Source organism: Pseudomonas sp. 3B-A001-10F, from assembly GCF_056313565.1.
Window position 1 is genome coordinate 208,892 of record NZ_JBQYFW010000004.1, and the last position, 25,011, is coordinate 233,902.

The following is a 25,011-nucleotide window of genomic DNA, read 5'->3' on the forward strand; positions in this document are numbered from 1 at the left end:
GAAACAATTCAGAGAAAGTAGAGCAAAACGATCCCCGTTGCAGCAACTATGACGATGTTGAGCGCAACCAGGCCGAAGGCGAATCGGATCAGGTTGTTTTCTTCATGCCGATTGGCGCCCGCCAGCCCGGTGATCAGCGACAGGATCGACAGCGACCCCAGTGCGCCATGCCCGGCGGCACTGTTGACCATCGCGGCCAGCCAGGCACCGTGTTCGCTGCTCAGCGCGGCGATGGAGGGCATGACGAGGGTGTTGCCGCCGACGTTGGAACCGGTGACGTAACCGGCAAGCCCCGCCAGCACTGCGATGGTTGGCGCCAGGGAAATCCCCGACAACGATTGCAGTGTGCGCTGTGCTTCGACCAGGAAACCGGCGTTGACCATCACCTGCGACAGCAGCAGGAACAGGAAAATCGTCGTGACCGGAAATTTCGCCCGGTTGAACAGCGCTCGCCACGGGAAACCTGCGGCGGCGCTTTGCTTGATTGCCATCAACAGCGTGACGATCAGCAACGCCAGCCCCGGGGAGGCCAATGGCTTCCACGAAACATGCTCGCCTTTGATGATCCACAGCGCATCCCAGCCCGACAGGACGAACAACCCGCGCGACGCAACGATTACCCCCAGCAAGGCCAGATAGGGCCAGGCTGCGTTCGGCCAGCGCACCAGTTTCTTCCGTTGTGCATAAGAGATCCCCAGGCCGACGCAAGCCACCGCCAGACCGGCCAGCACACCGGAGACTTCCGGGCCGATCCACAGGTTGATGGAAAACAGCACCGCGACGAACAGCGCCGTCACCACGATCAGTCCAAGCCACGGCGAAACCTTACGGATGCCACCCTGCCACAGAGCAATCGCCGCCAGGCAGAGGAACACTGGCGCACTGATCAGCGCCGAATGACTACCAAGGGTTTGCGCCGGCAAGTGCGCCAATAGCGCGCCGATCACGGTGGCCAGACCCAGTGTGCCCCACGGCATGATGACCATCCCGGCGAGGGCGATTTTCATCCCCGACTGGCGGGTGAACAGCCCCATCAGCAACGGCACGGTTGCGATCAGCGAAACACCGAAACCGGTCATCGCTTCAAGCAGCGGTGCGAGGCCCAGCACGATGAAGATGACTTGCGCCGGCGGCGTCCAGCCGAGTTCCTTGACCCAGGCGCCGATGGCCTGCGGCGCACCACCGCGCTCGACCAGGATGACGAAGGCCAGCCCCGGGATGATCACGCACGCCGTGCTGAGAAACAGGATGGTGGTGTCCTGAAAGATGGCCGTGCTGATTGCCGCCGACACAGGCCCGGCTGCGCCCAAGGCCCACAGCACGAGCACCAGCACTACGCCGGCCAGTGCCGCTTGCACTGGCGGTCGGCGGACGATCAGGATCAACGCGATCACCAGCGCGATCGGTGACATTTGCAACAAGAGAGAACTCATACCCGGTTTTCCTTAACTTAATCGTGAGTCTGCCCGCTGTACTCGGTCGCCCGCATGGACGCCCGCTCACAAAAAGTCTGATACCACTCGGTCAGGCGTGCTTGAGCGGAAAAGTCCGAGAGTTGGCGAAAGGCGATCCAGTCGAGCGCGGTCGCCAGGGCGATATGGCCGAGGGTGATCGGGCCATTGAGGTCGACGTGTTCTTCGATGAAACGGTAAGCCTCCTTGAGTTTGAACGCCTGACCGTCGGCATAGGCCGGATAGCGCAAGGCCTCGGGGCGGCGCTCGACTTCCCAGCGCAGCTTGATGCCGACATCGCACATGCCCTGCGCCAATGCTTGCAGGCGCAGCGCCTTGTAGCGCTCAGGGCCGTTTGCCGGGATGAGTTTCGGCCCGTCGCTCAGGTCGTCGAGGTATTCACAGATCACGATGGAATCGAACAGCGCCGTGTCGTCAGGCAGGATCAGCACCGGCACTTTGCCCAACGGATTGGCCTTGTAGATGGTCTCGTTTGGCGACGTCGGGCTGGTCTCGTGGTGGATCACTTCCAGGCTCGACGCGATGCCGAGTTCGTGAGCCAGCACCAGCACCTTGCGGGCGTAGGGTGAATGCGTCTGGTAGAAAAGCTTCATGCTGAAGTCCCTGTCTCAAGGATGGCAGTGGCTGCTCGATGGGCGTCCATGAACAGACGCGAAGGCGCGCCCGCCGAGGTGACGTAGTGGTTGTAGTAGCAAGAACCTTCGGCGAGCGGGCCGAGTACCCAAATGTTGCGCACCGGTTCGCCAGCGCTCGATTTCGGGTGGCACGCGGCGTCGACATCGATGCCGTCGATGCCTGGTTCGTCGGTTCTCGGGCGGATCAGGCCCAGCCGCGCCAGATCACGCACCGGCGCGCAGTCGCTGTTGCTTACGCCGCTGCTCTGGACATAACCGGCGACGCGTTTGAAGTCGTTGATCGCAGGGCGCGAGCCGGGCTTGAGAAATGTCAGCAGACCGGCGTCACACAGAGCGAGCAGGTCGGCGTGGCGCTCTTTTTGCGGGCCCGCAACGAGGCGGTTGATTGCCTTGTGCCAACGGCCATAGAACTGCCGATGCGACGCGTCGGTCAGCCCGTCGAAATCGACGGCCTCACGCAGGCGGTCACGCAGATCGCGCCAGACTTCGATGGCGGCTTTGATCGCCGATCCTCCGCGCCCTAGGCGCGACTCGTGCAAATCGGCTTCGAGGGTGTCGTAGATCCAGGCGTGATAGTTGTAGGGCTGCACGTCGTCCGGCAGTGCATGCCAGATCAGCGCTTGCGGATCGATCGAGCCGCTGGTCGCTTCGTACTCACGCAGTAACGCCTCACAGGCGCCAACACCGGGTTCGCCAACAACGCTAACGGCCCTGAGTCGCTCCAGCACCTGCTCTGGCGCTGATGGGCTGTGCACGACGGCGACGGCCGCAGCACGCATCTCCAGCAGCATCAGCGGCAGGATGTCCTGTTCGAAGTCCAACTGTCGGTTATTGCTGCTTGCCCGCAGGGATTCGATGCGCGCACTCGTCAGCAGTACGGCGCGATGGCGCGGGCATTCAATCAGGCCGTTGGGTCGGGTGCGAAACGGCAGCCCGTCCCGCGACTGGATAAAAATCACCGGCTCCTGGCCCGAGGGCTGATAGGCGTGACTGCCGTCGGCCATGCGCTTGTAGCTTCCGCCTCTGCCGGAGGTCAGCGCCGCCAGGGTGTCCATCGCACCCAGCCCGAGCCCTTCAACCAGCACGGTTTCGCCGGGCTCGATGGTGGCGAGGCTGCCGGGCAGCGGATAGACATCATCAACGCGGTTGCGATCCGCCGAGCGCAGGCGACCGGTATGGCCGACCGTCAGAATCAGCCGATCCACGGTGACCGCAGCCCCCGAAGCGGTCTGCAGCAGGTATTGCTGACCCGCGTTGCTCTCGACCGCGGTGACGGCCTGCTGATGCAGGTTCACGCTCACCCAGTGCGGTGCCGTCGCGAGGATTTGCGCGAAGGCGTCCGCCAGATAGGCGCCGAGCAAATGGCGCGGCAGAAAGTCCTGCGGCTCGACGTCACGGCCGTCGGCGGCGAGCAGTCCGCTGTCCGCGTCGACCTTGATGCGCTGCCCGTGGCACCACGTCAGGAAATCTGCGCCCGGTCGTTCCCGCGCATCCGCCAGGTTTCCGAAGGCTGCTGCGTCGGGGAAAACCCCGAGTTGACCGGCAACGGTGTTGAGCAGCAGATAGTCCGGTTGATCCGGCCAATGCGCGCCGCTTCCGAGCACATTCGGATCGAAAATATCGATGACGACTGGCTGCTCCGGGCGGGTTTCAGCAAGGCTCAGCAGGCGTTCGAAAATCGATAGCCCGCGCGAGCCGCAGCCCACCAGGCCGATGTGCAGAGGCGCCGTCACCATCTGCGCTCCTCCCCGAAGAAGGAGGGGATGGCGACCGCCGAACCGTCCTTGACCGCGATGTCGTGGATCATCCGGCCAATCGCCAGGTCGAGGATGCCCATGCCGAACGGCGAATAAATCAGCGGCTTGTCCGTGGCAACCTGCAGGTCGCCGCGAATCAATTGCCCGACGGTGCCGGTAACGAAATCACGATGCCCGTACTTTTGCTCGGCCAGATGCGGCGAGGTATTGGCTTTCAGGCAATGGGTCACGTCATCGAAGTAGTTGTAACTTTCTTCGATGATCTCTGCGCCGATATCCCGCAGCGAGATGTTCAGCACGATCTGCCCCGGGCGGAAGGTGCCGCTGCCGTTGACGTAGGGTTCGCCGGCACTGGTGGCGAACACCACGATGTCGGCGCTCAGTGCCTCGTCCAGCGACAACAGCTGTACATCCGGCACCCCGAGTTGCTTGCCGAACGCCGCCAGCGCATGTGCTGATTCTGCATTGAGGTCGTGAATGCCCACGCTATCGAACGACCAGTCATCGGCGATGAACGTCTCAAGGATGTTCCGAGAAATCACCCCGCCGCCAATGATCGAGAGTTTCTGTGCGCTCTTGCTCTGGTCATTCAGCCACCAGGCACCGAGCACCGCCGACGCTGCGGTGCGCACGGCACTGATCAGCGCGCCTTCAAGCAGCGCGTAGGGATAGCCGGTGTCCGGATCGTTGAGGATCAGCACCGCCGAAGCGCGCGGGATGCCCGACTTGATGTTGTCGGGATAGCTGGCAATCCACTTGATCCCGGAGACGGACTGATCGCCCTCGCTGTCGACGATCGCTGCCGGCAAAGCAATGATCCGGTTCGCCGGTTGCGCCGGAAAACGCAGGAAGTAGCTATCCGGGTTAACGGTTTCGCCGCGCTCGTGGGTCAGGTAGGTCTGGGCAACCATGTCGATGGTTGCGTGACGCAGGCCGTTGAGGATTTCCTTGACGACAGCGCCGGGGATTACATGGAACGGTTGAATCGGGTTGTGTGTGGTCATGGGGATTACGCCGAGAGTGCCAGTGCGATTTCTGGGAAGAGGGGTTGCAAAGCGTTTGCGCCGATCCGCTGGGTGACCCAGTCGTCGGAGTAGATGGTTTCGAGGTAGCGCTCACCCATGTCGGGGGAGATCGCCACAACGACATCGTCAGGACGGATGTGCGGCGCCCATTGCTGGATGCCCGCCAGGACCGTGCCGGTGGAACCACCGAAAAGCAGACCGTAGCGTTGCGCCAGCCAGCGGCAGACTTTGATCGTCTGTTCCTCGGCGATCGATACGAAGTCGTGAATCCCCGACGGCTCGAAGATCTCCGGCAGACGGCTGGTACCCAGCCCCGGGATATGCCGCGTACCGCCCGGCAGACCGAAGGTCACCGAGCCGACCGTATCGACGGCAATCACTTTGGTGTGCGGATGGTGTTCGGCGAAGTAGTTCTTGCAGCCCATCAAAGTACCGGTGGTACCGGCGCCGACGAACAAGTAGTCCACGTGTGGAAACTTATGGGCGATGGACTTCGCGGTCGCTTGATAGTGAGCGAGGGGGTTGGTCGGGTTTTTGTATTGATTGAGCCAGATGTAGTCGGAGTTCTCTGCGACCAGTTGCTCGATCAAACGGATACGCGAATTCAGGTAGCCGCCGTTTTCGTCACGCTGATCGACCATGATCATTTCGGCACCCAGTGCCTGCATGAGTTTTCTGTTCGGCGCAGAAATGTTCGGGTCGATCACACAGACAAACTTGTAACCCTTTGCGGCGCAAACCATGGCCAGCGCGACCCCCAGATTCCCCGAGGAAGACTCGACCAGGCGGGTCTTATGGTGAATCCGGCCCTGGTTTTCCAGATCCGTGATCAGGGCATGTGCGGTTTTGAGCTTGATCGATCCGGCAGGATTCAGTCCTTCGATTTTCAGCTGGATCGTTGCGCTGCACAGATCGCCAATCTGCACATAACTGTCTTCATTGATAAGTTGCTTGATCATACGTCGTCCGTTTCGCTCTTTTGCCGGGCGCACAGGGGCGCCAGCATTCATCCTGGAATGTTTGAAAAGCAGTAAATGCAGTTCGCCTGTTGGGTTTGTTTTTAGATTTTTTAGCTGGACAGGAAGTGACCTTGCGGTGGACGCCGATCTATTCAAAAAATCAGGTTTTGCGCTCTGAGGGCTTCAGGGGCCCAGAGTGTTGCGGGGCGCAAAGTAGAGCCAGTCGTTGGCTCGCCAAGGCTTGGAGGAATACTGGCGAATTTTCCTACATGGGGAGAGATACAGATTTTGGGTATTTTTCAGTACAGGCGGGTTTGAGGTGTATCGAGAGGAGGGCGTTGCGGGGCGGAGAGCGAAGCGTGATCAAATCGCAGGTATAAAAAAACCCTGAATCTTGCGATTCAGGGTTTTCGGTATTTGGTGCCCAGAGACGGAATCGAACCGCCGACACGGGGATTTTCAATCCCCTGCTCTACCGACTGAGCTATCTGGGCAACGGGGCGCATTAAAAGGGTTTTTCGGATTTACGTCAACGACTTTTTTAAAATTTCTTAAATTAATTCCGTCGCTTACGATCCGGCCCCCGATTTTGCAGGGTTTACTCAGCAGGCGGAACGTAGCCTTCGGCCTTGGCGTATTCCTCGCCGGAGAAGTACTTGTCCATTTCGCCCTGAAGATATTTGCGGTCTTCGGCGTTCATCATGTTCAGACGCTTTTCGTTGATCAGCAAGGTTTGGTGTTTCTGCCAGTCAGCCCAGGCCTTGGCCGAGACGTGGTCAAAAATATCCTGACCTTTGGCGCCCGGGAAAGGGGCGCGGTCCAGCGCGGGCAATTCTTCTTTGTACTTGCGGCACATTACGGTGCGGGTCATGGCGACTCTCCTGCATTCAAGACGGCGGCCGCGCGTTCGAGCAAGGTTTTGACCGGGGCGGCGAGGCCCAGGCGCGGCGGGGTGGCGAGGTTATACCAGAGCCAGTCGGCCTCGGCCACGTGATGGGCGGCCTCCTGCACCTGAACCAGCCAGGGTTCGATGGACAGCTGGAAATGGCTGAACGTGTGAACGAGGTTCGGCAGCGCCTGCTGCTCGCCCATGGTCAGCGAGTGCTGATCGGCGAGATGTTGCAGGTCATCGAGGTCGTCGAGTTCCGGCAGGCTCCACAGACCGCCCCACAAACCGCTCGAGGGGCGACGGTAAAGCAGAATTGCACCATCGCCGTTGGCGAGCATCGGCATCAGCGTGCGCTTCTGCGGAATGGCTTTGCGCGGCTTGGGAATCGGGTAGCGGGTTTCGAGGCCGAGCATGTGCGCTTCGCAGCCACGCTCCAGCGGACACAGCGGGCAGCTCGGTTTGCTACGCGTGCACAGTGTGGCGCCGAGATCCATCATCGCCTGGGTGTAGGCGTTGACCCGATCGTGCGGCGTAAAGCGTTCAGCGGTGGCCCACAGTTGTTTGGCGACCTTCGGTTCGCCGGGGTAGCCCTCTTGCGCGGTAAAGCGCGCCAGCACGCGTTTGACGTTGCCGTCGAGAATCGGCGCGCGCAGACCCATGCTGATGCTCGCGATGGCGCCGGCAGTGGACAGACCAATGCCTGGTAGATCCGTAAGCTTTTCAACGTCACGCGGAAACTCGCCAGCGTATTGGCTGACTACGATCTTCGCAGTCTTCTGCAAATTGCGCGCGCGGGTGTAGTAACCCAGCCCGGTCCACAGGTGCAGCACTTCGTCTTCCGGTGCTTCGGCCAGCGCCTCGACTGTCGGTAGCGCGGCCATGAAACGGTCGAAGTAATTGAGCACGGTGCTGACCTGGGTCTGCTGCAACATGATCTCCGACACCCACACCCGATACGGGTTGATGTTCTGCTGCCAAGGCAGATCGTGGCGGCCGTGGCGGTCGAACCAATCCAGCACCGCCGTGGAAAATTGCTCCGCTCTCATCGCTTGAACAGCCCCTTCAATGCGTTTTTCAATTCCGGGCTGACCTTGTCACCGAGTTTTTCGTCGATTTTTTCACTGAGCTTGTCGCCGGCCAGTTTGGTCGCGACCTGACCGAGGCGATCGTTGTCGACGCGGCAGGCCTTGGCGCCCAGCTCCAGCGGACCACGGCAGCGCAGTGGCCATTCGATGCCGACGAATTTTTCGCCGACCTGACACGCCGGATCCGGCATGGCGCTGGTGTCGCCTTCGACAATGATGCCGACGCGATAGTCCATGCCGAGCACGCGCAAGTCGATGTCGCCGTCACCGTTGACGGTCATGCCGGGGATGCGCACTTTCAGGTCCGGGTTGCTGGCAATGCCATTGCGGAAAGTCAGGTTGCCCTTGAGTTCCTGGAATGGCGTGTCTTTACCGCGTGGTTCGCCGCTGAGGGTTTTGCGGTTAAGCGTGGCGATGCCTTTGCACAGTTGCTGTTCAAGATTGGCGTTGAGCAGCACGCCGTTGTTGATCACGAAACTGGCGTTGCCGTTAAGCGTATCGATCAGCGCCTGCTGGCTGTTGCCGCTGCCGGTGATATTGCTGGTGAGGGTCACCAGACCTTTGACGGGCGGGTTCTTGCCTTGGCTTTCGAGGATTTTTTCTACAGGCACGCGATTGAGCTTGGTCTGCAGGTTCAGTACAGGCGCGCTCGGGCGTACATCAAGGGTGCCATTGGCGGCGAAACCGCCGTTGTACAGTTCGCCGCTCAGGTTGGTCAGGGTCAGCAAGCCGCTTTGGCCGGTGGCTTTCAGTGCGGCGTTCTGGATCGGCAACTTGTCGATGGTCAGTTGGCCAAAAGTCAGGTCGGCGTCGACGTCGAGTTTGGCCAGGCGCTCAACCGGTAGCAGGCGCTCGGTGCTCCAGGCGGTTTTGCTCGGTTTGTCCGGCAGCGGCGTGGAGCCGGCACCGGCCATGGCATCGGCTTCGGTGCTGGCGACTTCGCCCTGACGCACTTGCGTGGCGCTGTTGGCTTGTGCCGATTTCGGCGGCAGGTAGCGGTCAGCGTTGAACGTATCGGCCTTGAGAATTGCCCGCAGCGATTGTTTGGCGAAGTCTTCGACGGCGATGCGGCCGCTGAAGCTGCTGTCGTCGAGTTTCAGATTGATATTGTCGAAGGCAATGCTGGTTGGCGTGGCGGCCACGCGGCTGACCAGTTCGACTTTGCTCAGGCTTCCTTCGGCCATGGCCGGGAGTTTCTGGCCGATGCTGTCGACGAATTTCGCCAGATCGAACTGGGCGATGGAGAGCCCGCCAGTGATCTGCGGAGTCTTGTCGAGGTCATTGGCTTTCAGCTCACCCAAGGCGCGCAACTGGTTGGCAGAGATCTTGATACCGGTCCATTCGGCGACGTTCGCCGCTTTGTCCAGCGATAACTGGCCCTGAGCTGCGAAGGTCATGGTCTTGCCTTGCAACGGATCGCCGGCCAATTCACCGGAAAGCTTCATATCTTCGAACCTGTAGCGCTGCAGCGCGCGCTCGATGCGCAGCTCGCCAGTGAGCTCGGTACGCACGCGCAGGACCGGCTGGTTGGTGCCGAGGAATGCCGTGGCTTTCACCGGAATATTCGTCGAATCGTGTACCGGGCCGGTGCTCAGCTGGATGCTCTCGGCGCTGAATTGCTTGCCGGTCAGCTCGTCGTTGTATTCAACGCGGGCGTTGTTGACGGTCAGGCTGTCGATGTCGAGGCGGATCGGCTGTGGCGGTTTTTCCGGTTGGGCAGGCGCTTCTGCAGTGGCTGCGCTGGCAGGTGCCGGGCTGCCGGCAGGTGCGGCGGCTGTCGGCACCTTACCGATGTCTTCCCAGTTGCCGTGGCCGTTTTTGTCGCGTTTCAGGCGCAGGTTCAGTCCTTCAACGCGGACATCGCTCATTTGCACTTCGCGGCGCAACAGCGGTAGCACCCGCACGGACAGGCCGAGCATCTGCAGATCGGCATACGGTTCAGTCGGATTGATCAGGGTGGCAACGCTGGCCTCGTGCAGTTCCAGGCCGAGCCACGGGAACAGGCTCCAGCCGATGTCGCCATTGAGCGTCAGCTCGATGTGGGCCTTGTCGCGGGCTATCTGGCGAATCTCGTCTTTGTAATCGTTGGGATCGAAGAGGTGGGTCAGGGCAAAACCTGCCGCCACAATGATCAGCAACAATCCGAGAAGTACCAGACCCAGGATTTTGCCGAACGCTTTCATGGGCGAGTCCTTGTAGTTAGTCGAATTCGTAATTTAGCCGGGGAGTATAGCGCTGCAATTGCCCGGTTCGGTGTGGCGTCATGTTGCCAGTACCTCCAGCGGGAGGTGTAACTTCGCTGCAATTGCCAAGGCTTCAGGATGCCCGGCAGGCGCCAGCAGACGCAGTTCAGCCCCCGCTTGCGACGCCATTTTCTGCGCTTGGTTCACCAGCCGTTCAGCAACTCCACGGCGACGGGTAACTTTTCGTACGCATAAATGGGACAAGTACCAAACGTAGTGGTGCCTCTGCAGGCGCGCGGCACCGAGCAAGCGGTCGTTGAAACGCCCGGCAATAAAACTTCCCTCGGCGAGAGTGCGGTCGATCAGATTGTTTTCACCGGAAAACGGCGCAAACAGCCAGTCCGGCGCGTCGCGATAAATCTTCCGCAAATCCTCCTGGTCCTGATAATTGGCGGCGTTCAGCGCTTGTACGACGATTGGCATGACATTTTCCTGAGTGATACGAGATCAGACGACAGAAAAAAGGTGATATCAGTTTGGTTTTTCTGTCACGTGCAAATGGTAACCTTCGCCCGTTCGTCCGTCCTTCTGCGACTTAACGTCGCGCCTTCAAGGAGCTTCACCCAAAAAAACGGTCATGCCTGCGTGCATAAAGGCCGGGGGTGAACAGTGGCTGGCGAACCATACTAATAATTGGGGGATACACAATGAGCACGAGCATCACGGCGGACGGCCTCAAAGCCGATCAGCCCGCGTTCCTGTCCAAGGAACGCATCATCGCCAAGCCCGGTTTCAACCGTTGGCTGGTTCCACCGGCCGCTCTGGCCATCCACCTGTGCATCGGCATGGCCTACGGCTTCTCGGTGTTCTGGTTGCCGCTGTCCAAGGCGCTGGGCGTGACTGCTCCGGTGGCTTGCGCACCGGACATGAGCTTCATCGCACAAGTGTTCTCGTCGCAATGTGATTGGCCGATCTCGATGCTCGGCTGGATCTACACGCTGTTCTTCATCTTCCTCGGCTGCTCGGCAGCGATCTGGGGTGGCTGGCTGGAACACGCGGGGCCACGCAAGGCCGGTGTCGTATCTGCACTGTGCTGGTGCGGCGGTCTGCTGATCTCCGCGTTGGGTATTTATACCCACCAGATCTGGCTAATGTGGCTCGGCTCTGGCGTGATCGGCGGTATCGGTCTGGGCCTGGGCTATATCTCGCCGGTCTCGACCCTGATCAAGTGGTTCCCGGATAAGCGCGGCATGGCTACCGGCATGGCAATCATGGGCTTCGGTGGCGGCGCGATGGTCGGTGCACCGCTGGCAACCGCGCTGATGAGCCACTTCGCTTCGCCAACCGGTGTCGGCGTCTGGCAGAGCTTCGTCGCCATGGCCGCGATCTACTTCGTGTTCATGATCGGTGGTGCTCTGGCTTACCGCGTTCCGCCAACCGGCTGGAAACCTGAAGGCTGGACCGCTCCGGCGAAGAAAGCCTCGAACTCGATGATCACCCACCGTCACGTGCACGTGAATGTGGCGTGGAAAACCCCGCAATTCCGTCTGGTCTGGCTGGTGCTGTGCCTGAACGTGTCTGCCGGCATCGGCATCCTCGGCATGGCTTCGCCACTGCTGCAGGAAGTGTTCGGCGGCAAACTGCTGGGTGTCGATGTGCCGTTTGGTCAGCTCGACGCCGGGCAACTGGCTTCGATCGCTGCGATTGCTGCCGGTTTCACCGGTCTGCTCAGCCTGTTCAATATCGGTGGCCGCTTCTTCTGGGCTTCGTTCTCGGACTACCTGGGCCGCAAAAACACCTACTTCGTGTTCTTCGCCCTGGGTTTTGCCCTGTACGCGCTGATCCCGAACATGGGCCATTTGGGCAACGTTGCGCTGTTCGTGGCGGCGTTCTGCATCATTCTGTCGATGTACGGCGGCGGTTTTGCCACGGTGCCGGCGTATCTGGCCGACCTGTTCGGTACGCAGATGGTCGGTGCGATCCACGGTCGTCTGCTGACCGCTTGGGCTGCGGCCGGGGTGCTCGGTCCGGTGCTGGTGAACTACCTGCGTGAGTATCAGTTGAGCATCGGCGTTGAACGCGCTGCCGCTTACGACATCACCCTGTACATCCTCGCAGGCCTGCTGGTGTTGGGCTTCCTGTGCAACCTACTGGTGCGTCCGGTAGCTGACAAGTACTTCATGACCGACGCTGAACTGGCTGCCGAACAGGCGCTGGGTCACGACAAAGGTGCTGATGCCAGCACGGTCCTGGAGTGGAAAGCCGCCCCGGGCAGCAAGCCGCTGGCGATCGCTGCGTGGCTGGTGGTGGGTATTCCGTTGGCGTGGGGTGTGTGGGTGACCCTGCAGAAAACGGCGGTACTGTTTCACTAAGGTCGCCTGTACCTGATCGTTCCCACGCTCTGCGTGGGAATGCCTCCCGTGACGCTCTGCGTCACATTCGAAGCGGACGCAGAGCGTCCGGGGCTGCACTCCCACGCAGAGCGTGGGAGCGATCATTGCCCTTTATGGCTTGTATGGACATGTCTACCCGCGACAGCCGGGCGTTCTATCCGTCAGCCATCTCACCTCTCGTGTTTCTGTTTGCGCCTCGCGTGCCTATAATGGCTGCCTTTTTCGCCCAATGATTTTGCGGAGCTGGTGATGGCCGAACGTAAGGCGTCTGTCGAGCGCGACACTCTGGAAACCCAGATCAAAGCCTCGATCAACCTTGATGGCACCGGAAAGGCCCGATTCGATATCGGTGTTCCTTTTCTTGAGCACATGCTGGATCAGATCGCCCGTCACGGGTTGATCGACCTGGATATTGAATGCAAGGGCGATTTGCATATCGACGACCACCATACGGTGGAAGACGTCGGTATCACCCTCGGCCAGGCGTTTGCCAAAGCCATCGGCGATAAAAAAGGCATCCGTCGCTACGGTCATGCCTATGTACCGCTCGACGAAGCGCTATCGCGTGTGGTCATCGACTTCTCCGGTCGCCCGGGCCTGCAGATGCACGTGCCGTACACTCGCGCCACCGTGGGCGGCTTCGACGTTGACCTGTTCCAGGAATTCTTCCAGGGCTTCGTCAACCATGCGTTGGTCAGCCTGCACATCGACAATCTGCGTGGCACCAACACCCACCACCAGATCGAAACCGTGTTCAAGGCTTTCGGCCGCGCGCTGCGCATGGCTGTCGAGCTGGATGAGCGCATGGCCGGGCAAATGCCATCGACCAAAGGCGTTCTGTAATGCAGACGGTTGCAGTTATCGATTACGGCATGGGCAACCTGCACTCGGTGGCCAAGGCCCTCGAGCACGTCGGCGCCGGTAAAGTGCTGATCACCAGCGATGCCGCCGTGATTCGCGAAGCTGACCGCGTGGTGTTCCCCGGTGTTGGCGCAATTCGCGATTGCATGGCGGAGATCCGTCGCCTCGGCTTCGATTCACTGGTGCGTGAAGTCAGTCAGGATCGTCCATTTCTTGGCATCTGTGTCGGCATGCAGGCCTTGCTCGACACCAGTGAAGAGAACGACGGCGTCGACTGCATCGGCCTGTTCCCGGGCGCGGTGAAGTTCTTCGGCAAAGACCTGCATGAAGACGGCGAGCACCTGAAAGTCCCGCACATGGGCTGGAACGAGGTGAAGCAGAAGGGCAGCCACCCGTTGTGGCACGACATTCCGGACATGGCGCGTTTTTACTTCGTGCACAGCTACTACATCGCCGCCGCCAACGCGCGGCAGGTGGTCGGTGGCGGTCATTACGGTGTCGATTTCGCTGCGGCGCTGGCCGATGGCTCGCGTTTCGCCGTGCAGTTCCACCCGGAGAAGAGCCATACCCATGGCCTGCAATTGCTGCAGAACTTCGCTGCGTGGGACGGTCGCTGGTAAATGGCTGCCAAGAAGTCCAAGCCGCCGATTCTGACCCTCACTCCCGAACAGGAGAACGAGGCCAATCGCAAGATTCAGCGGTTCATGGAAGACCGTTTCGAACTGGATCTCGGTTCGTTCGAAGCGGCGGAAATTCTTGAGCTGTTTACCCGCGAAATTGCTCCGCACTATTACAACAGGGCGATTTTCGATGTGCAGACCCACCTCAAAGAGCGGTTTGAAAGCATCGAAAGCGACCTGTGGGCGCTCGAGAAAAACTGATTTCCGAGCCAAGCTGAACATTCAAATTTGAAGGTTTGCCAGATGCTGATTATTCCCGCTATCGATCTTAAAGACGGTGCCTGCGTACGTTTGCGTCAGGGCCGCATGGAAGATTCCACGGTGTTCTCCGATGACCCGGTGAGCATGGCTGCCAAGTGGGTGGAGGGCGGTTGCCGCCGTCTGCATCTGGTCGATCTGAACGGCGCTTTTGAAGGCCAGCCAGTCAACGGCGAAGTGGTGACTGCGATCGCCAAGCGCTATCCGACTTTGCCGATCCAGATCGGTGGCGGCATCCGTTCGCTGGAAACCATCGAGCACTACGTCAAGGCTGGCGTGAGCTACGTGATCATCGGCACCAAAGCCGTGAAAGATCCGGCGTTCGTCGCTGAAGCCTGCCGCGCGTTCCCGGGCAAGATCATCGTCGGTCTGGATGCCAAAGACGGTTTCGTCGCCACCGATGGCTGGGCTGAAATCAGCACCGTGCAGGTCATCGATCTGGCCAAGCAGTTTGAAGCCGACGGCGTCTCCTCGATCGTTTATACCGACATCGCCAAAGACGGCATGATGCAGGGTTGCAACGTGCCGTTCACCGCTGCGCTGGCCGCTGCCACCAAGATCCCGGTGATCGCTTCCGGCGGCATCCACAATCTGGGTGACATCAAGTCGCTGCTCGACGCCAAAGCGCCAGGCATCATCGGCGCCATCACCGGCCGGGCGATTTACGAAGGCACCCTCGACGTCGCCGAAGCGCAAGCTTTCTGCGATTCGTACCAAGGCTGAGGACTGACCATGGCGCTGGCCAAACGCATCATCCCTTGCCTGGACGTGGACAACGGCCGGGTCGTCAAAGGTGTGAAGTTCGAAAACATCCGCGACGCCGGTGACCCGGTGGAAATCGCCCGTCGTTACGACGAGCAGGGTGCCGACGAGATTACTTTTCTCGATATCACCGCCAGCGTCGATGGCCGTGACACTACGCTGCATACCGTCGAGCGCATGGCCAGCCAGGTGTTCATTCCGCTGACCGTTGGCGGCGGCGTGCGCACCGTGCAGGACATTCGCAATCTGCTGAATGCCGGCGCGGACAAGGTATCGATCAACACCGCTGCCGTATTCAACCCGGAGTTCGTCGGTGAAGCGGCGCAGCATTTCGGCTCGCAGTGCATCGTTGTCGCCATTGACGCGAAGAAAGTCTCCGGCCCGGGCGAAACCCCGCGCTGGGAAATCTTCACCCACGGCGGGCGCAAGCCAACCGGCCTCGACGCGGTCGAGTGGGCGAAGAAAATGGAAGGCCTCGGTGCCGGTGAAATCCTGCTGACCAGCATGGATCAGGACGGCATGAAAAACGGTTTCGATCTCGGCGTGACCCGCGCGATCAGCGATGCGCTGGGCATCCCGGTGATCGCTTCCGGCGGCGTCGGCAATCTGCAGCACTTGGCTGACGGCATTCTCGAGGGCCATGCCAGTGCGGTGCTGGCGGCGAGTATTTTCCACTTCGGCGAATACACCGTGCAGGAAGCCAAGGCCTATATGGCCCATCGCGGGATCGTGATGCGTTAGATGGCCATCGGTGCTGTGGCGGACTTCGCGTCGAGCGAGACCCGCCACATGATTCATTCTGCTATCCGGGATTGCGTAGGGTGCAAGTGATCAGTCCGAACCTCTGAAACACTCAGGTTTCGATCCATCGTGTAACTGCATAGCGTCAATGGCAGCGCCTGAACGGGGGTGTAAAACCCGTCGTCGACTTTGCTGTAGTGCTCAGGATTGATCTCGGAGCAATTGGTTTCTTCTGCCGGCCCCGTGTATATCCGGGTCCAGAGATTGCGATCCGCCTCTTCGCGGTACTTTATAAAAAGATAATCGCCGTCTGGCTCAATGGTGAGTGTCGGCGCGGGTAATTGCATCGGAACGGGAGTTACGACTCTTGCTGCCAGGATTTGGGCGTTTCCAAGAAGTCGGCTATCGGCTTGTTGATCGATTGAGTTCACGCCAATCAAACATAAATAATGCAGTCCGGGTTCTCGGCCAATCTCTGATTGCACTTTTGCGTTGGTTGTACTGATTCGGTCGCTGTAGTGGTCAGGTGAATAACAAGCCTGTGCATCACGAACAGTCTTGAAGCGATAGAACTCGGTACTCATGGAAAAATTGATATCCCATTTTGGCGCTGGTTGTTTAGTGTCGTTGGGTGTTTTGTGCAGTCCGATATCTGTAATGGCTCTTGAGTTTAATCTGAACTGAAAGTTTGAGTTGGGAGTGAGTGCGCAGTTTTCTGTGTCGAGACGGAATGTTCCATTGGCGAAACAAGCAGTCAGATAGTCGACAGGAAAACTTTGGCTAGCCTGATGCGGCAATAGAGATTGTGTATTTTTATCTCCACACAGACCATGCCAGAAACACAAGTCATCCGAAGGAATACCGTAAGTAGTGCCGGATAATATGCCGGTCACTTGTCCCGTTTCAGCATCGATCACCGGAGCGCCGGAGGAGCCTGGTTCAATACCCTTGCAGTCTTGTTTCTGGTAGTCGATGTGAACATTCAAATACTTGATCAGGGTTGTGTGCGTCGGCTCTTGTGTGCAAATCGAAAGCCTCAGGCCGGCTGCAGTGGCGGGCGCGCTTACCAGGTTCACCTGACTGACGTTGCGTGGCCTCGCCGCCGCGAGCTTGAGTGGGGTTACTCCGTCTTTCAACAGGCTGTCCAGTGAGGTGCCTAACTGCAATATAGCGATATCAGTACTGGCGAAACTGGCCCAATTGACCTTGTCGATGTCATAACGCTTGGCGTCCGCGAGTGTGTCATGGAAAAAATTGAACTGTATCTGACCTTGATAAGCAATGTCGGCGATTGTGCCGACTCTGATGGAAGTGCAGTGCGCATTGGTCATTACGTAAGCTGGCCCGTTTGCTTCTTTGCCTGTTTCGCGAGTGTCTAGGAGGAATGCGCTGCAATAAGGTCTATCGTCTTTGAAAATTTTGCCAATGCCGTTCCAGTGATTAAAGTCGCCACCCGCGTTACTTAGCAGAATTGCTTCCGGCGCTTCGGCTGTAGTGCCTGCGCAGGAGATTAATGGAAGTGTGAGTGCCATTGCTGAGCACGCAAAAAATATTCGGACTTTATTAGTCATGATCAATCCTTGACCGTATTTCAGGAATTAATGGAGTAACTGTGTTTCGCTGGTGAGTGTAATTCGTTGTGCTGTTCGGTATGTGCTGGCTAATGTGACTAGTTGTGAGTGCTGTTGTCTGCAAGTCAAACATGTGAGGTCGGTGAAGGCCGCAGGAATCTCTGATTCGGCTGAGAACTGTTCTTTCGCATGCTGTTTTTTTGATACGTCAGCACGTGCTGATGCTTTTTAAATGGGGTCAGGATCGAAAACCATACAGGCCAGTGGACAGCATGGCGCACCCAAGGCACTCTTGGGCACGCCATGGATTCCGGTAGCCCGACATGATCAAACGCCTGCTTCTTGTTCTCGCCAGTGCATCGATGTTGCTCATCAACACCGCCCGCGCCGAAAACAGTCCCGACACCGATCTGGTGCTCCTCACCGAAAATTTCCCGCCGTATAACATGGCGAAAAACGGCAAGAACTTCGCCCAAGGCGAGAACATCAATGGCATCGCCACCGACATCGTGCGCGAAGTGTTCCAGCGTGCCGGCATCACTTACAGCCTGACCCTGCGCTTTCCTTGGGAGCGCGTCTACAAACTGGCTCTGGAAAATCCCGGTTATGGCGCCTTCGTGATGGCGCGTCTGCCGGACCGCGAAAAGCTCTTCAAATGGGTCGGCCCGATCGGTCCGGATGACTGGATCATGCTGGCCAAGGCTGACAGCAAGATCACTCTCGAAACCCTCAATGATGCGCGCCAGTACAAGATCGGTGCCTACAAGGGCGATGCGATTGCCGAGACACTGACCAAACAAGGTCTGAAGCCGATAGTAGTGCTGCGCGATCAGGACAACGCGAAGAAACTGGTCAATGGTCAGATCGACCTGTGGGCCACCGGTGATCCTGCCGGGCGTTATCTGGCGCGGCAGGACGGTGTCACCGGTCTCAAGACCGTGCTGCGCTTCAACAGTGCAGAACTGTATCTGGCGCTGAACAAGGACGTGTCCGACGAAGTGGTCGCCAAGCTTCAGGCTGCGCTGGATCAGTTGCGCAAAGAAGGCGTGGTGGACGAAATCATGGGGCGGTATCTATAACGACATCCAGGCCCGATGATGGCTGCTCTTTAGCGTTAGCGCCATCGGTGCCAGATATTGCCGGGGTGTCTGTCGTCAGCGGCGGACACGCGCTGGCGAGCTCAACGGACTCCGGCGGATATTGCGTCAGCAGAACGCTTGAATCATCGGTATAACCAAAGTCGACCGCCACTTGAGTACCGTCTTCCCGTACCAACTCGTAATGGCTTTGCATCTGATAAACCGCGACGGCTGTTTGCTTCGGCGCCATGGCAATCACCACTTGAGGTCGTAGCTCGTTCCAACCGTTGGAAGACGTTTCGGTGCGGGTCAAACTTTTTGGCAGGCAGGCCGAGAATTTTGTCATGCGGATATCGCTGAGAGGCACGGTCGGCCAGGCTTTGACGATTTCCATGGCGGTAAAACTATGGAACATACGCATTGTCACCGCGTTCTGCAGGCGTGGTGCTGTCCATTTAACGGCCCGATGCTTGTCCGATTCATTGCGCTCGTGACCAATGAGCACATATTCGTCAGTTCTCTTCAGTTCGTAGTAAGGCGAATTGCGAAACTGTTCGCCGGGATGAGCATGATCTCGTACTGCGAACCAAGGCAGGCGGGCAATCTGGGTGACGGTGGCGGGTTCGTTCACTACGGGCTTCGTGTATCCGGTGAGGGTCGGAGTTTGCGGCGATGCGCTGACTTGCAGCGGGATTTGCATGCGCAAGCCATACGCCGTCGAAGGTGCTGCAGGCTTGCTGTAGCCCTGGATGCCAACGAAGGTGCCGGGCGCAAAATGGATGTCGCCTGCGGCGGCAGTCGAAGGTTCGATGCCAAAGGCGCTGAAACTGAGCTTGGCACCGCTGCCCTTGTCATTCCAGATCAGATCGCCGACGTTCGCTGCTATGACCAGGTCGAGCCTGACGCAGCGCACCGAGTTCAACGAAGGTTTGCAGTGATCGTTGGAGCACACGAGTCCCAGAGCGACGTAACCGACGGGTGCCAGAGGTCGCCAGATCGACATGCGAGTAACACCGGGCGCTCCGGTTTCTTTCCAGACCAGTTCAAAATCGGCAGGGCGGGCCAGTGCCTTTCCTTTAGTGCTTAAGGACCCTGCCATATCTTTCTCGCAGACTACGGCTGCGACCATTTCGCCATTGATATTGGCGTCGCCGGGAAAGAGCACGTCGCCCAGCGGAAAGTAGCCCGGCAATGCATCCGGAGCAGGGGTGGGGCGCCAGAATGTGGCGGGTTTGGCTTTTGAGCCGTTAGTGCTCCAGACCCGGTGAAACTCCGTGGTGAAGTTGATCAGCAGATTGTCCTGCATGATCGGTTCCATTGGCATGGGATGCTCTGCGGTGTTGTCTTCAATAGTCATGATGATTCCTGATAGTTGAAAGCGACGCGAGGGCGTCGCGACCTGTTGCAGGTCGCACTATCGGGAATGGGGACGGTTTCCGGGTGGTAACTATGTATGTGCTAGCGTCACAGGATATTACCGATAAACCCCGTCTTTACCATGACTGGCCATGGCGCGATTGCTGCGCACGCTGATCATCTGTTTGATATCGATCCAGTCGATTCCCTGGCTCTTCAACTTCGGCAGTTCGCGCTCCAGCACTGCCAGTGTCTGCGGATAGGGATGGCCGATCATCACCGCCGAACCCTGCTTGCGCGCCAGGCTGATCGCGGTCTGCAACTGCGTGTAGATCGCTGCCTCAGTGCGCTCGTCATCGAGAAAAACATCCCGCGAGACACTGGCCAGATCGATCTTCTGCGCCTGCTGCGCCGCCACGGTCTGGGCGCTGGTGCGGCTGTCGACGAAGAACTTGTGCCGGCGCTGCAGTTCGCCCATCAACCAGGCCATCGCCACCGGTTGCGCAGTCATGCGGCTGCCCATGTGGTTATTGATGCCGGCAGTGTAGGGGACCATTTTGAACGCGGCGTTGAGGCGTTTTTCCAGCTCTTCGATGGGCAGTTCAGGGTGCCATGCATAGGGACCGGTGGCTGGGTCCATGGGCATGTGCAGGATAACGATCTTGCCGGCGCGATGGGCTTCGCGGGCAAACTCGGTGGCGTGCGGGGTGTCCGGCATGATCGCCGTGGTCACCGGGCCGGGCAGGGCCAGCACGCGGCGATCCCGGGGCAGGTTCTGCCCCAGGTCGTCGATGATCAGTGTCAGATAGGCTTTGTGTGGCTTTGGGCTGGCGGGCTCTGCATGAGCAGCACCCGCCAGACAGCACAACAGAACGAAGAGGAGACGCAAAGACATCCTCAACGGCCGGACGTGATGCTCAGCCCTTTGAGCAGGCTCAGGGCCTGGGCCAATTGGTAATCGTCATCCTGCGGCATCGCCTTGGCCTTGCCGCCGGAACCTGTCGGCTTGTCTGCGCCGCCGTTGCCGTTGCCCAGGTGACCTTGCAGGTCGGCTTCTTTGAAGTAATCGCCATCGGCCTCGTTGGTGATCTTGGCTTTGCGCACTTCGATGTCCGGCACGATGCCCTGTGCCTGAATCGAGCGGCCATTCGGCGTGAAGTACAGCGCGGTGGTAATTTTCAGCGCGCGGTCATTGTTCAGCGGCAGCACGGTTTGCACCGAGCCCTTGCCAAAACTGGTGGTGCCCATGACCACCGCACGTTTCTGATCCTGCAGGGCGCCGGCGACGATTTCCGAAGCCGAGGCACTGCCACCGTTGATCAACACGACCATCGGCACGGCTTCGCTTTCGTCTTTGCCGGTGGCCGAGAAACGCAGTTCGGAATTGGCGATTCGGCCTTTGGTGTAGACGATCAGGCCTTTGGTGATGAAGTGGTCGACCACTTCCACTGCTGCCTGCAACACGCCGCCCGGGTTGTTACGCAGGTCGAGAATGATGCCGTTGAGCTTCTTGCCGTTGTCCTTGCGCAGCTTGGCCAGGGCCTTGGAAACCTCTTCGCCGGTCTTGACTTGGAACTGGGTGATGCGGATGTACGCATAGCCGGTTTCCAGCAACTGCGCCTTGACGCTCTTCACCTGAATCACCGCACGGGCCAGGGTCACGTCGAACGGCGTGCCGCCGTCGCGTACCAGGGTCAGGGTGATTTTCTGGCCGATCTTGCCGCGCATTTTGTCGACGGCTTCGGTCATGGTCTGGCCGCGCGTCGGCTGGCCGTTGATCTTGACGATGAAGTCGCCGGCCTGAATGCCGGCCTTCGACGCCGGGGTGTCATCGATTGGCGAGACGACTTTGATGAAACCGTCTTCGGCGCCGACTTCGATGCCCAGACCACCGAACTCACCGCTGGTGCTTTCCTGCAGTTCGGTGAAATCTTCAGGGCCGAGGTACGCGGAGTGCGGATCAAGGTTGCTGAGCATGCCCTTGATCGCGTTTTCCAGCAGGGTCTTGTCGTCCACCGGCTCGACGTAAGCGGCTTTGATCCGGTCCATGACCTCGGCAAAGGTGCGCAATTCTTCCAGCGGCAATGGTGCCTTGGAAGTCGCGGCAGTGCCTGCCGGAGCGACGGCCGGGGCCGGTTGAGCGGCGAACGCCAGAGGCGCGCCGATCACCAGGGCGATCGTCAGGGCCAGCGAGGTAAGGCGGGACAAATGCAGCATGTCGAACGAACTCCTGAATTAGGCGGCACGCTTATCCTTGCGCGCGGCACCATTGTGCTGGATCACTCGGGTGACCCTGCTGACGAATTGCGAAATACAGCGCTGATGTGTCCTGGCCGCCACTGTTACCGACAGTGGAGATGGACTCACCGGCTTTAACCACGTCACCGGCCGACTTGAGCAGTGTCTGGTTGTGACCGTAAAGACTCAGAAAACCGTTGCCGTGGTCGAGGATCACCAGCAGCCCGGCGCCGCGCAGCCAGTCGGCGAACACCACGCGACCACCGTGTACGGCATGCACCTGGCTGCCGGCGGAGGCGCTGATCATTACGCCGTCCCACTTGGTGCGGGCGTCGTCGCCACGGGATTCGCCGAAGCGTGCCAACAATCGACCATCAACCGGCCACGGAAGTTTTCCCCGGGTTGCAGCAAAAGGGCCACCGAAGGTTTCGCCGCTGCTGGAGACCAGCGCGCCGGGAGTGGATCTGGCGGGTTTTCGTGGGGCGTCGCTGTTTTCAGCCTGCGCCTCACGCAAACGCTTTTTTTCCGCTTCCTGCTGGGCGATCAGCGCTTTCTGCCGCGCTTCTTCTGCCTCACGGGCCTGGCGGGCCAGGGTTTCTTCAATGGTTTTAAGGACTTTAGACAGGTCTGCCTGATCTTGCTCGCGAGCGGCGAGTTTCTGGTCGCGGGCCTTCACGTCATCGTTAAGCTTGGCGAGCACTTGCTGGCGTTCCTTGCGGACATTTTCCAGTTCGTCGCGCTGGGTATCGAGGCTGCTTTTCTGTACCAGCAATTGCGCCTGTTGGGCGGCAATGTCTTTTTCGACATTGGCCAGTTGGCGCAGTGTTTCGTTGAAGTTCTTCAGCTGTTCCAGGCGGGCCTGGCTCAGGTAATCGTAATAGGTGAGGGTGCGGGCGAATTTCTCGGGATTCTGCTGGTTGAGCAGCAGCTTGAGGTATTCCTGCCGACCGTTCTGATAGGCCGCGCGGGCCTGAATGGCGATCAGTCGCTGCTGTTCAGTGCGCGCGCTCTGGAGTTTTTTTTTCTCTGCATCGAGTCGCTGCAGCTCGGATTCGCTTTTCTGCAGTTCTTTCTGCAGCGCGTCGACCTGCTTCTGCAGCTTGCCCAGCTCGGTTTCAGTGCCCTTGAGCTCTTTCTGCACGCCGGACTTTTCTTCCTGGACTTTGCTCAGCAGCTTTTTCAGCTCGGCAATGTCCTGACGCGTGGCGTCCAACTGTTGTTGGGTTTGCGCGCGCTCGTCAGCGAAGGCCGGTTGGAGCAGGCAGGTCAGAGCGAGGGCGATCAGGACGCGGAGCATAGAGGCGGGCGGCACCAGGGTAATGGACGGCCTAGTATGCCCGCCCGAGGCTGCAAAAAAAACGCCCAATTGGGGCTGTGTGATAACTGGCCTGAAAAACATCGCAAACCAATGTAGGAGTGAGCCTGCTCGCGATGGCTTACTGACATTCAACAGAGTAGTCGACTGTCAGATGGCTATCGCGAGCAGGCTCACTCCTGCAGAGTTTTGCGGTGTTTCGGCGATTCGGGTCAGACCAGAATCGAAGTGCCGGTCATTTCCGCCGGTTTTTCCAGGCCCAGCAGCTTCAGCATGGTTGGTGCCACGTCCGCCAGCACGCCGCCTTCACGGACCTTGAGGTCGCGCTTGCCGACGTAAATGAACGGTACCGGCTCGGTGGTGTGTGCGGTGTGCGCCTGGCCGGTGGATTCATCGGCCATTTGCTCGACGTTGCCGTGGTCAGCGGTGATCAGCGCTTCGCCGCCAACCTTCTCCAGCGCTTCGACAATGCGCCCGACGCAGGTATCAAGGCATTCCACAGCCTTCACCGCCGCGTCGAACACGCCGCTGTGGCCGACCATGTCGCCGTTGGCGTAGTTGACCACGATCACGTCGTAACGCTGGTTTTCGATGGCGTCGACGATGCGGTCTGTGACTTCCGGCGCGCTCATTTCCGGCTGCAAGTCGTAAGTGGCGACTTTCGGCGATGGAATCAGGATGCGCTCTTCGCCCGGGAACGGTTCTTCACGACCGCCGGAGAAGAAGAAGGTCACGTGGGCGTATTTTTCGGTTTCAGCGATGCGCAGCTGGGTTTTGCCGTTTTTCGCCAGATAGTCGCCGAGGACGTTTTCCAGGCTGCCCGGGGCGAACGCCGAGGGTGCAGGGATGCTCGCTGCGTATTGGGTCAACATCACAAAACCGGCCAGTTTCGGCTGGCGCGCGCGTTCGAAATCCTTGAAGTCGTCTTCGACGAACACGCGAGTCAGCTCGCGGGCGCGGTCGGCGCGGAAGTTCATGAACACCACGGCGTCGCCGTCTTCGACTTTCACCGGCTCACCGATGGTCGTGGCTTTGACGAATTCGTCGCTCTCGCCGCGCGCATAAGCGGCGTCCAGACCTTCCTGCGCAGTGGCGGCGTGGAATTCGCTGTTGCCGTCGACGATCAGGTTGTAGGCCTGAGCCACACGGTCCCAGCGGTTGTCACGGTCCATGGCGAAGTAGCGGCCGATGATGCTGGCGATGCGGCCCTTGCCCAGTGCCTGGAAGGTCGCATCGAGTAGTTCGATGGACGACGCAGCGCTTTTCGGTGGGGTGTCGCGACCGTCAAGGAAAGCGTGCAGGTAGATTTTTTCGGCGCCGCGCTTGAAGGCCAGTTCGGCCATGGCGATCAGGTGATCCTGGTGGCTGTGTACGCCGCCATCGGAGAGCAGACCCATGAAGTGCACGGCTTTGCCGGCGGCCACGGCTTTGTCCACAGCGGCGCAGATGGTCGGGTTCTCGAAGAACTCGCCGTCGCGGATCGCTTTGGTCACGCGGGTAAAGTCCTGATACACCACGCGGCCGGCGCCAAGGTTCATGTGGCCGACTTCGGAGTTGCCCATCTGGCCGTCCGGCAGGCCGACGTCCATGCCGCTGCCCGAAATAAAGCCGTTGGGCACGGTGGCCCACAGGCGATCCAGAACAGGCTTCTTCGCCGCAAAAACGGCGTTGGATTCGGGGCTGTCGCTGTGACCGAAGCCGTCGAGAATCATCAGGACCAAAGGTTTAGGCGTGGTAGTCATGGAATCCACT

The 25,011-nt window shown here is 59.4% G+C and carries 22 protein-coding genes and 1 tRNA gene; 7 read left to right on the plus strand and 16 right to left on the minus strand.

What is annotated here, in order from left to right; translation table 11 throughout:
- Nucleotides 1-8: 8 nt before the first annotated feature.
- The 10 genes from AC0ZWN_RS06490 to AC0ZWN_RS06535 form a co-directional block, all read right to left on the minus strand.
- Nucleotides 9-1,433, minus strand: a complete 1,425-nt coding sequence (locus tag AC0ZWN_RS06490; protein WP_476334463.1) for an L-lactate permease — start codon at nt 1,431-1,433, stop codon at nt 9-11.
- A gap of 17 nt (nt 1,434-1,450) precedes the next feature.
- Nucleotides 1,451-2,065 (minus strand): glutathione S-transferase family protein, encoded by a 615-nt coding sequence (locus AC0ZWN_RS06495; protein WP_034153023.1) that lies wholly within the window; start codon nt 2,063-2,065, stop codon nt 1,451-1,453.
- The gene (locus tag AC0ZWN_RS06500) at nt 2,062-3,843 is read right to left on the minus strand and encodes an FAD/NAD(P)-binding protein (RefSeq protein ID WP_476334464.1); all 1,782 of its coding nucleotides are present in this window, start codon (nt 3,841-3,843) and stop codon (nt 2,062-2,064) included. Before AC0ZWN_RS06500 ends, AC0ZWN_RS06495 begins: the two co-directional genes overlap by 4 nt.
- Nucleotides 3,837-4,868, minus strand: a complete 1,032-nt coding sequence (gene sbnB / locus AC0ZWN_RS06505) for a 2,3-diaminopropionate biosynthesis protein SbnB (protein WP_476334465.1) — start codon at nt 4,866-4,868, stop codon at nt 3,837-3,839. Before sbnB ends, AC0ZWN_RS06500 begins: the two co-directional genes overlap by 7 nt.
- A gap of 5 nt (nt 4,869-4,873) precedes the next feature.
- A complete protein-coding gene (gene sbnA, locus AC0ZWN_RS06510; protein ID WP_476334466.1) occupies nt 4,874-5,848 on the minus strand; it encodes a 2,3-diaminopropionate biosynthesis protein SbnA in 975 nt (324 codons plus the stop codon).
- Between the two features lie 418 nt (nt 5,849-6,266).
- A tRNA-Phe gene (locus tag AC0ZWN_RS06515) sits at nt 6,267-6,342 on the minus strand.
- Nucleotides 6,343-6,446: 104 nt separating this feature from the next.
- On the minus strand, nt 6,447-6,719 hold the full coding sequence (locus tag AC0ZWN_RS06520; protein WP_016986336.1) for an oxidative damage protection protein: 273 nt from the start codon (nt 6,717-6,719) through the stop codon (nt 6,447-6,449).
- Nucleotides 6,716-7,783 (minus strand): A/G-specific adenine glycosylase, encoded by a 1,068-nt coding sequence (mutY, locus tag AC0ZWN_RS06525; RefSeq protein WP_476334467.1) that lies wholly within the window; start codon nt 7,781-7,783, stop codon nt 6,716-6,718. Before mutY ends, AC0ZWN_RS06520 begins: the two co-directional genes overlap by 4 nt.
- On the minus strand, nt 7,780-10,005 hold the full coding sequence (locus AC0ZWN_RS06530; RefSeq protein ID WP_476334468.1) for an AsmA family protein: 2,226 nt from the start codon (nt 10,003-10,005) through the stop codon (nt 7,780-7,782). The genes mutY and AC0ZWN_RS06530 overlap by 4 nt, the downstream gene beginning before the upstream one ends.
- A 78-nt stretch (nt 10,006-10,083) precedes the next feature.
- On the minus strand, nt 10,084-10,488 hold the full coding sequence (locus AC0ZWN_RS06535; protein ID WP_476334470.1) for an acetyl-CoA sensor PanZ family protein: 405 nt from the start codon (nt 10,486-10,488) through the stop codon (nt 10,084-10,086).
- 224 nt (nt 10,489-10,712) lie between these two features.
- Between AC0ZWN_RS06535 and AC0ZWN_RS06540 the strand changes: the two genes are divergently transcribed.
- The 6 genes from AC0ZWN_RS06540 (at nt 10,713) to hisF (ending at nt 15,700) form a co-directional block, all read left to right on the plus strand.
- Nucleotides 10,713-12,377, plus strand: coding sequence for an OFA family MFS transporter (locus AC0ZWN_RS06540; RefSeq protein ID WP_095047160.1), 1,665 nt, complete (start codon nt 10,713-10,715; stop codon nt 12,375-12,377).
- A gap of 270 nt (nt 12,378-12,647) precedes the next feature.
- Nucleotides 12,648-13,241: an imidazoleglycerol-phosphate dehydratase HisB gene (hisB, locus tag AC0ZWN_RS06545; RefSeq protein WP_007909204.1), complete on the plus strand. Its 594-nt coding sequence runs from the start codon at nt 12,648-12,650 to the stop codon at nt 13,239-13,241.
- Entirely contained in the window at nt 13,241-13,879 is a 639-nt protein-coding gene (gene hisH, locus AC0ZWN_RS06550; RefSeq protein ID WP_476334472.1) for an imidazole glycerol phosphate synthase subunit HisH, read from the plus strand. Before hisB ends, hisH begins: the two co-directional genes overlap by 1 nt.
- Entirely contained in the window at nt 13,880-14,140 is a 261-nt protein-coding gene (locus AC0ZWN_RS06555) for a DUF2164 domain-containing protein (protein ID WP_003220751.1), read from the plus strand. It begins immediately after the preceding gene.
- A gap of 42 nt (nt 14,141-14,182) precedes the next feature.
- Entirely contained in the window at nt 14,183-14,920 is a 738-nt protein-coding gene (hisA, locus tag AC0ZWN_RS06560; RefSeq protein WP_003220753.1) for a 1-(5-phosphoribosyl)-5-[(5-phosphoribosylamino)methylideneamino]imidazole-4-carboxamide isomerase, read from the plus strand.
- A 9-nt stretch (nt 14,921-14,929) separates the two neighbouring features.
- Entirely contained in the window at nt 14,930-15,700 is a 771-nt protein-coding gene (gene hisF / locus AC0ZWN_RS06565) for an imidazole glycerol phosphate synthase subunit HisF (RefSeq protein WP_007897430.1), read from the plus strand.
- Between the two features lie 53 nt (nt 15,701-15,753).
- Here the strand turns inward: hisF and AC0ZWN_RS06570 are convergent, their stop codons facing one another.
- Nucleotides 15,754-17,271, minus strand: a complete 1,518-nt coding sequence (locus AC0ZWN_RS06570; protein WP_476334474.1) for a S1 family peptidase — start codon at nt 17,269-17,271, stop codon at nt 15,754-15,756.
- A gap of 323 nt (nt 17,272-17,594) precedes the next feature.
- Here AC0ZWN_RS06570 and AC0ZWN_RS06575 point away from each other — a divergent pair, with 323 nt between their 5' ends.
- The gene (locus tag AC0ZWN_RS06575) at nt 17,595-18,350 is read left to right on the plus strand and encodes a substrate-binding periplasmic protein (RefSeq protein WP_095047162.1); all 756 of its coding nucleotides are present in this window, start codon (nt 17,595-17,597) and stop codon (nt 18,348-18,350) included.
- On the opposite strand, the gene AC0ZWN_RS06580 is transcribed toward AC0ZWN_RS06575, so the two are convergent.
- From AC0ZWN_RS06580 to gpmI, 5 genes are all read right to left on the minus strand, one after another.
- Complete coding sequence (locus AC0ZWN_RS06580) at nt 18,331-19,707, minus strand: Vps62-related protein (protein WP_476334475.1); 1,377 nt, start codon at nt 19,705-19,707, stop codon at nt 18,331-18,333. The two genes, AC0ZWN_RS06575 and AC0ZWN_RS06580, sit on opposite strands and share 20 nt — an antisense overlap.
- Before the next feature lie 117 nt (nt 19,708-19,824).
- Nucleotides 19,825-20,601, minus strand: coding sequence for a divergent polysaccharide deacetylase family protein (locus AC0ZWN_RS06585; protein ID WP_095047164.1), 777 nt, complete (start codon nt 20,599-20,601; stop codon nt 19,825-19,827).
- 2 nt (nt 20,602-20,603) lie between these two features.
- The gene (locus AC0ZWN_RS06590; protein WP_095047165.1) at nt 20,604-21,923 is read right to left on the minus strand and encodes a S41 family peptidase; all 1,320 of its coding nucleotides are present in this window, start codon (nt 21,921-21,923) and stop codon (nt 20,604-20,606) included.
- A 31-nt stretch (nt 21,924-21,954) separates the two neighbouring features.
- Complete coding sequence (locus AC0ZWN_RS06595) at nt 21,955-23,241, minus strand: murein hydrolase activator EnvC family protein (RefSeq protein WP_038359965.1); 1,287 nt, start codon at nt 23,239-23,241, stop codon at nt 21,955-21,957.
- 230 nt (nt 23,242-23,471) lie between these two features.
- A complete protein-coding gene (gene gpmI / locus AC0ZWN_RS06600) occupies nt 23,472-25,001 on the minus strand; it encodes a 2,3-bisphosphoglycerate-independent phosphoglycerate mutase (protein WP_476334476.1) in 1,530 nt (509 codons plus the stop codon).
- Nucleotides 25,002-25,011: the final 10 nt, after the last annotated feature.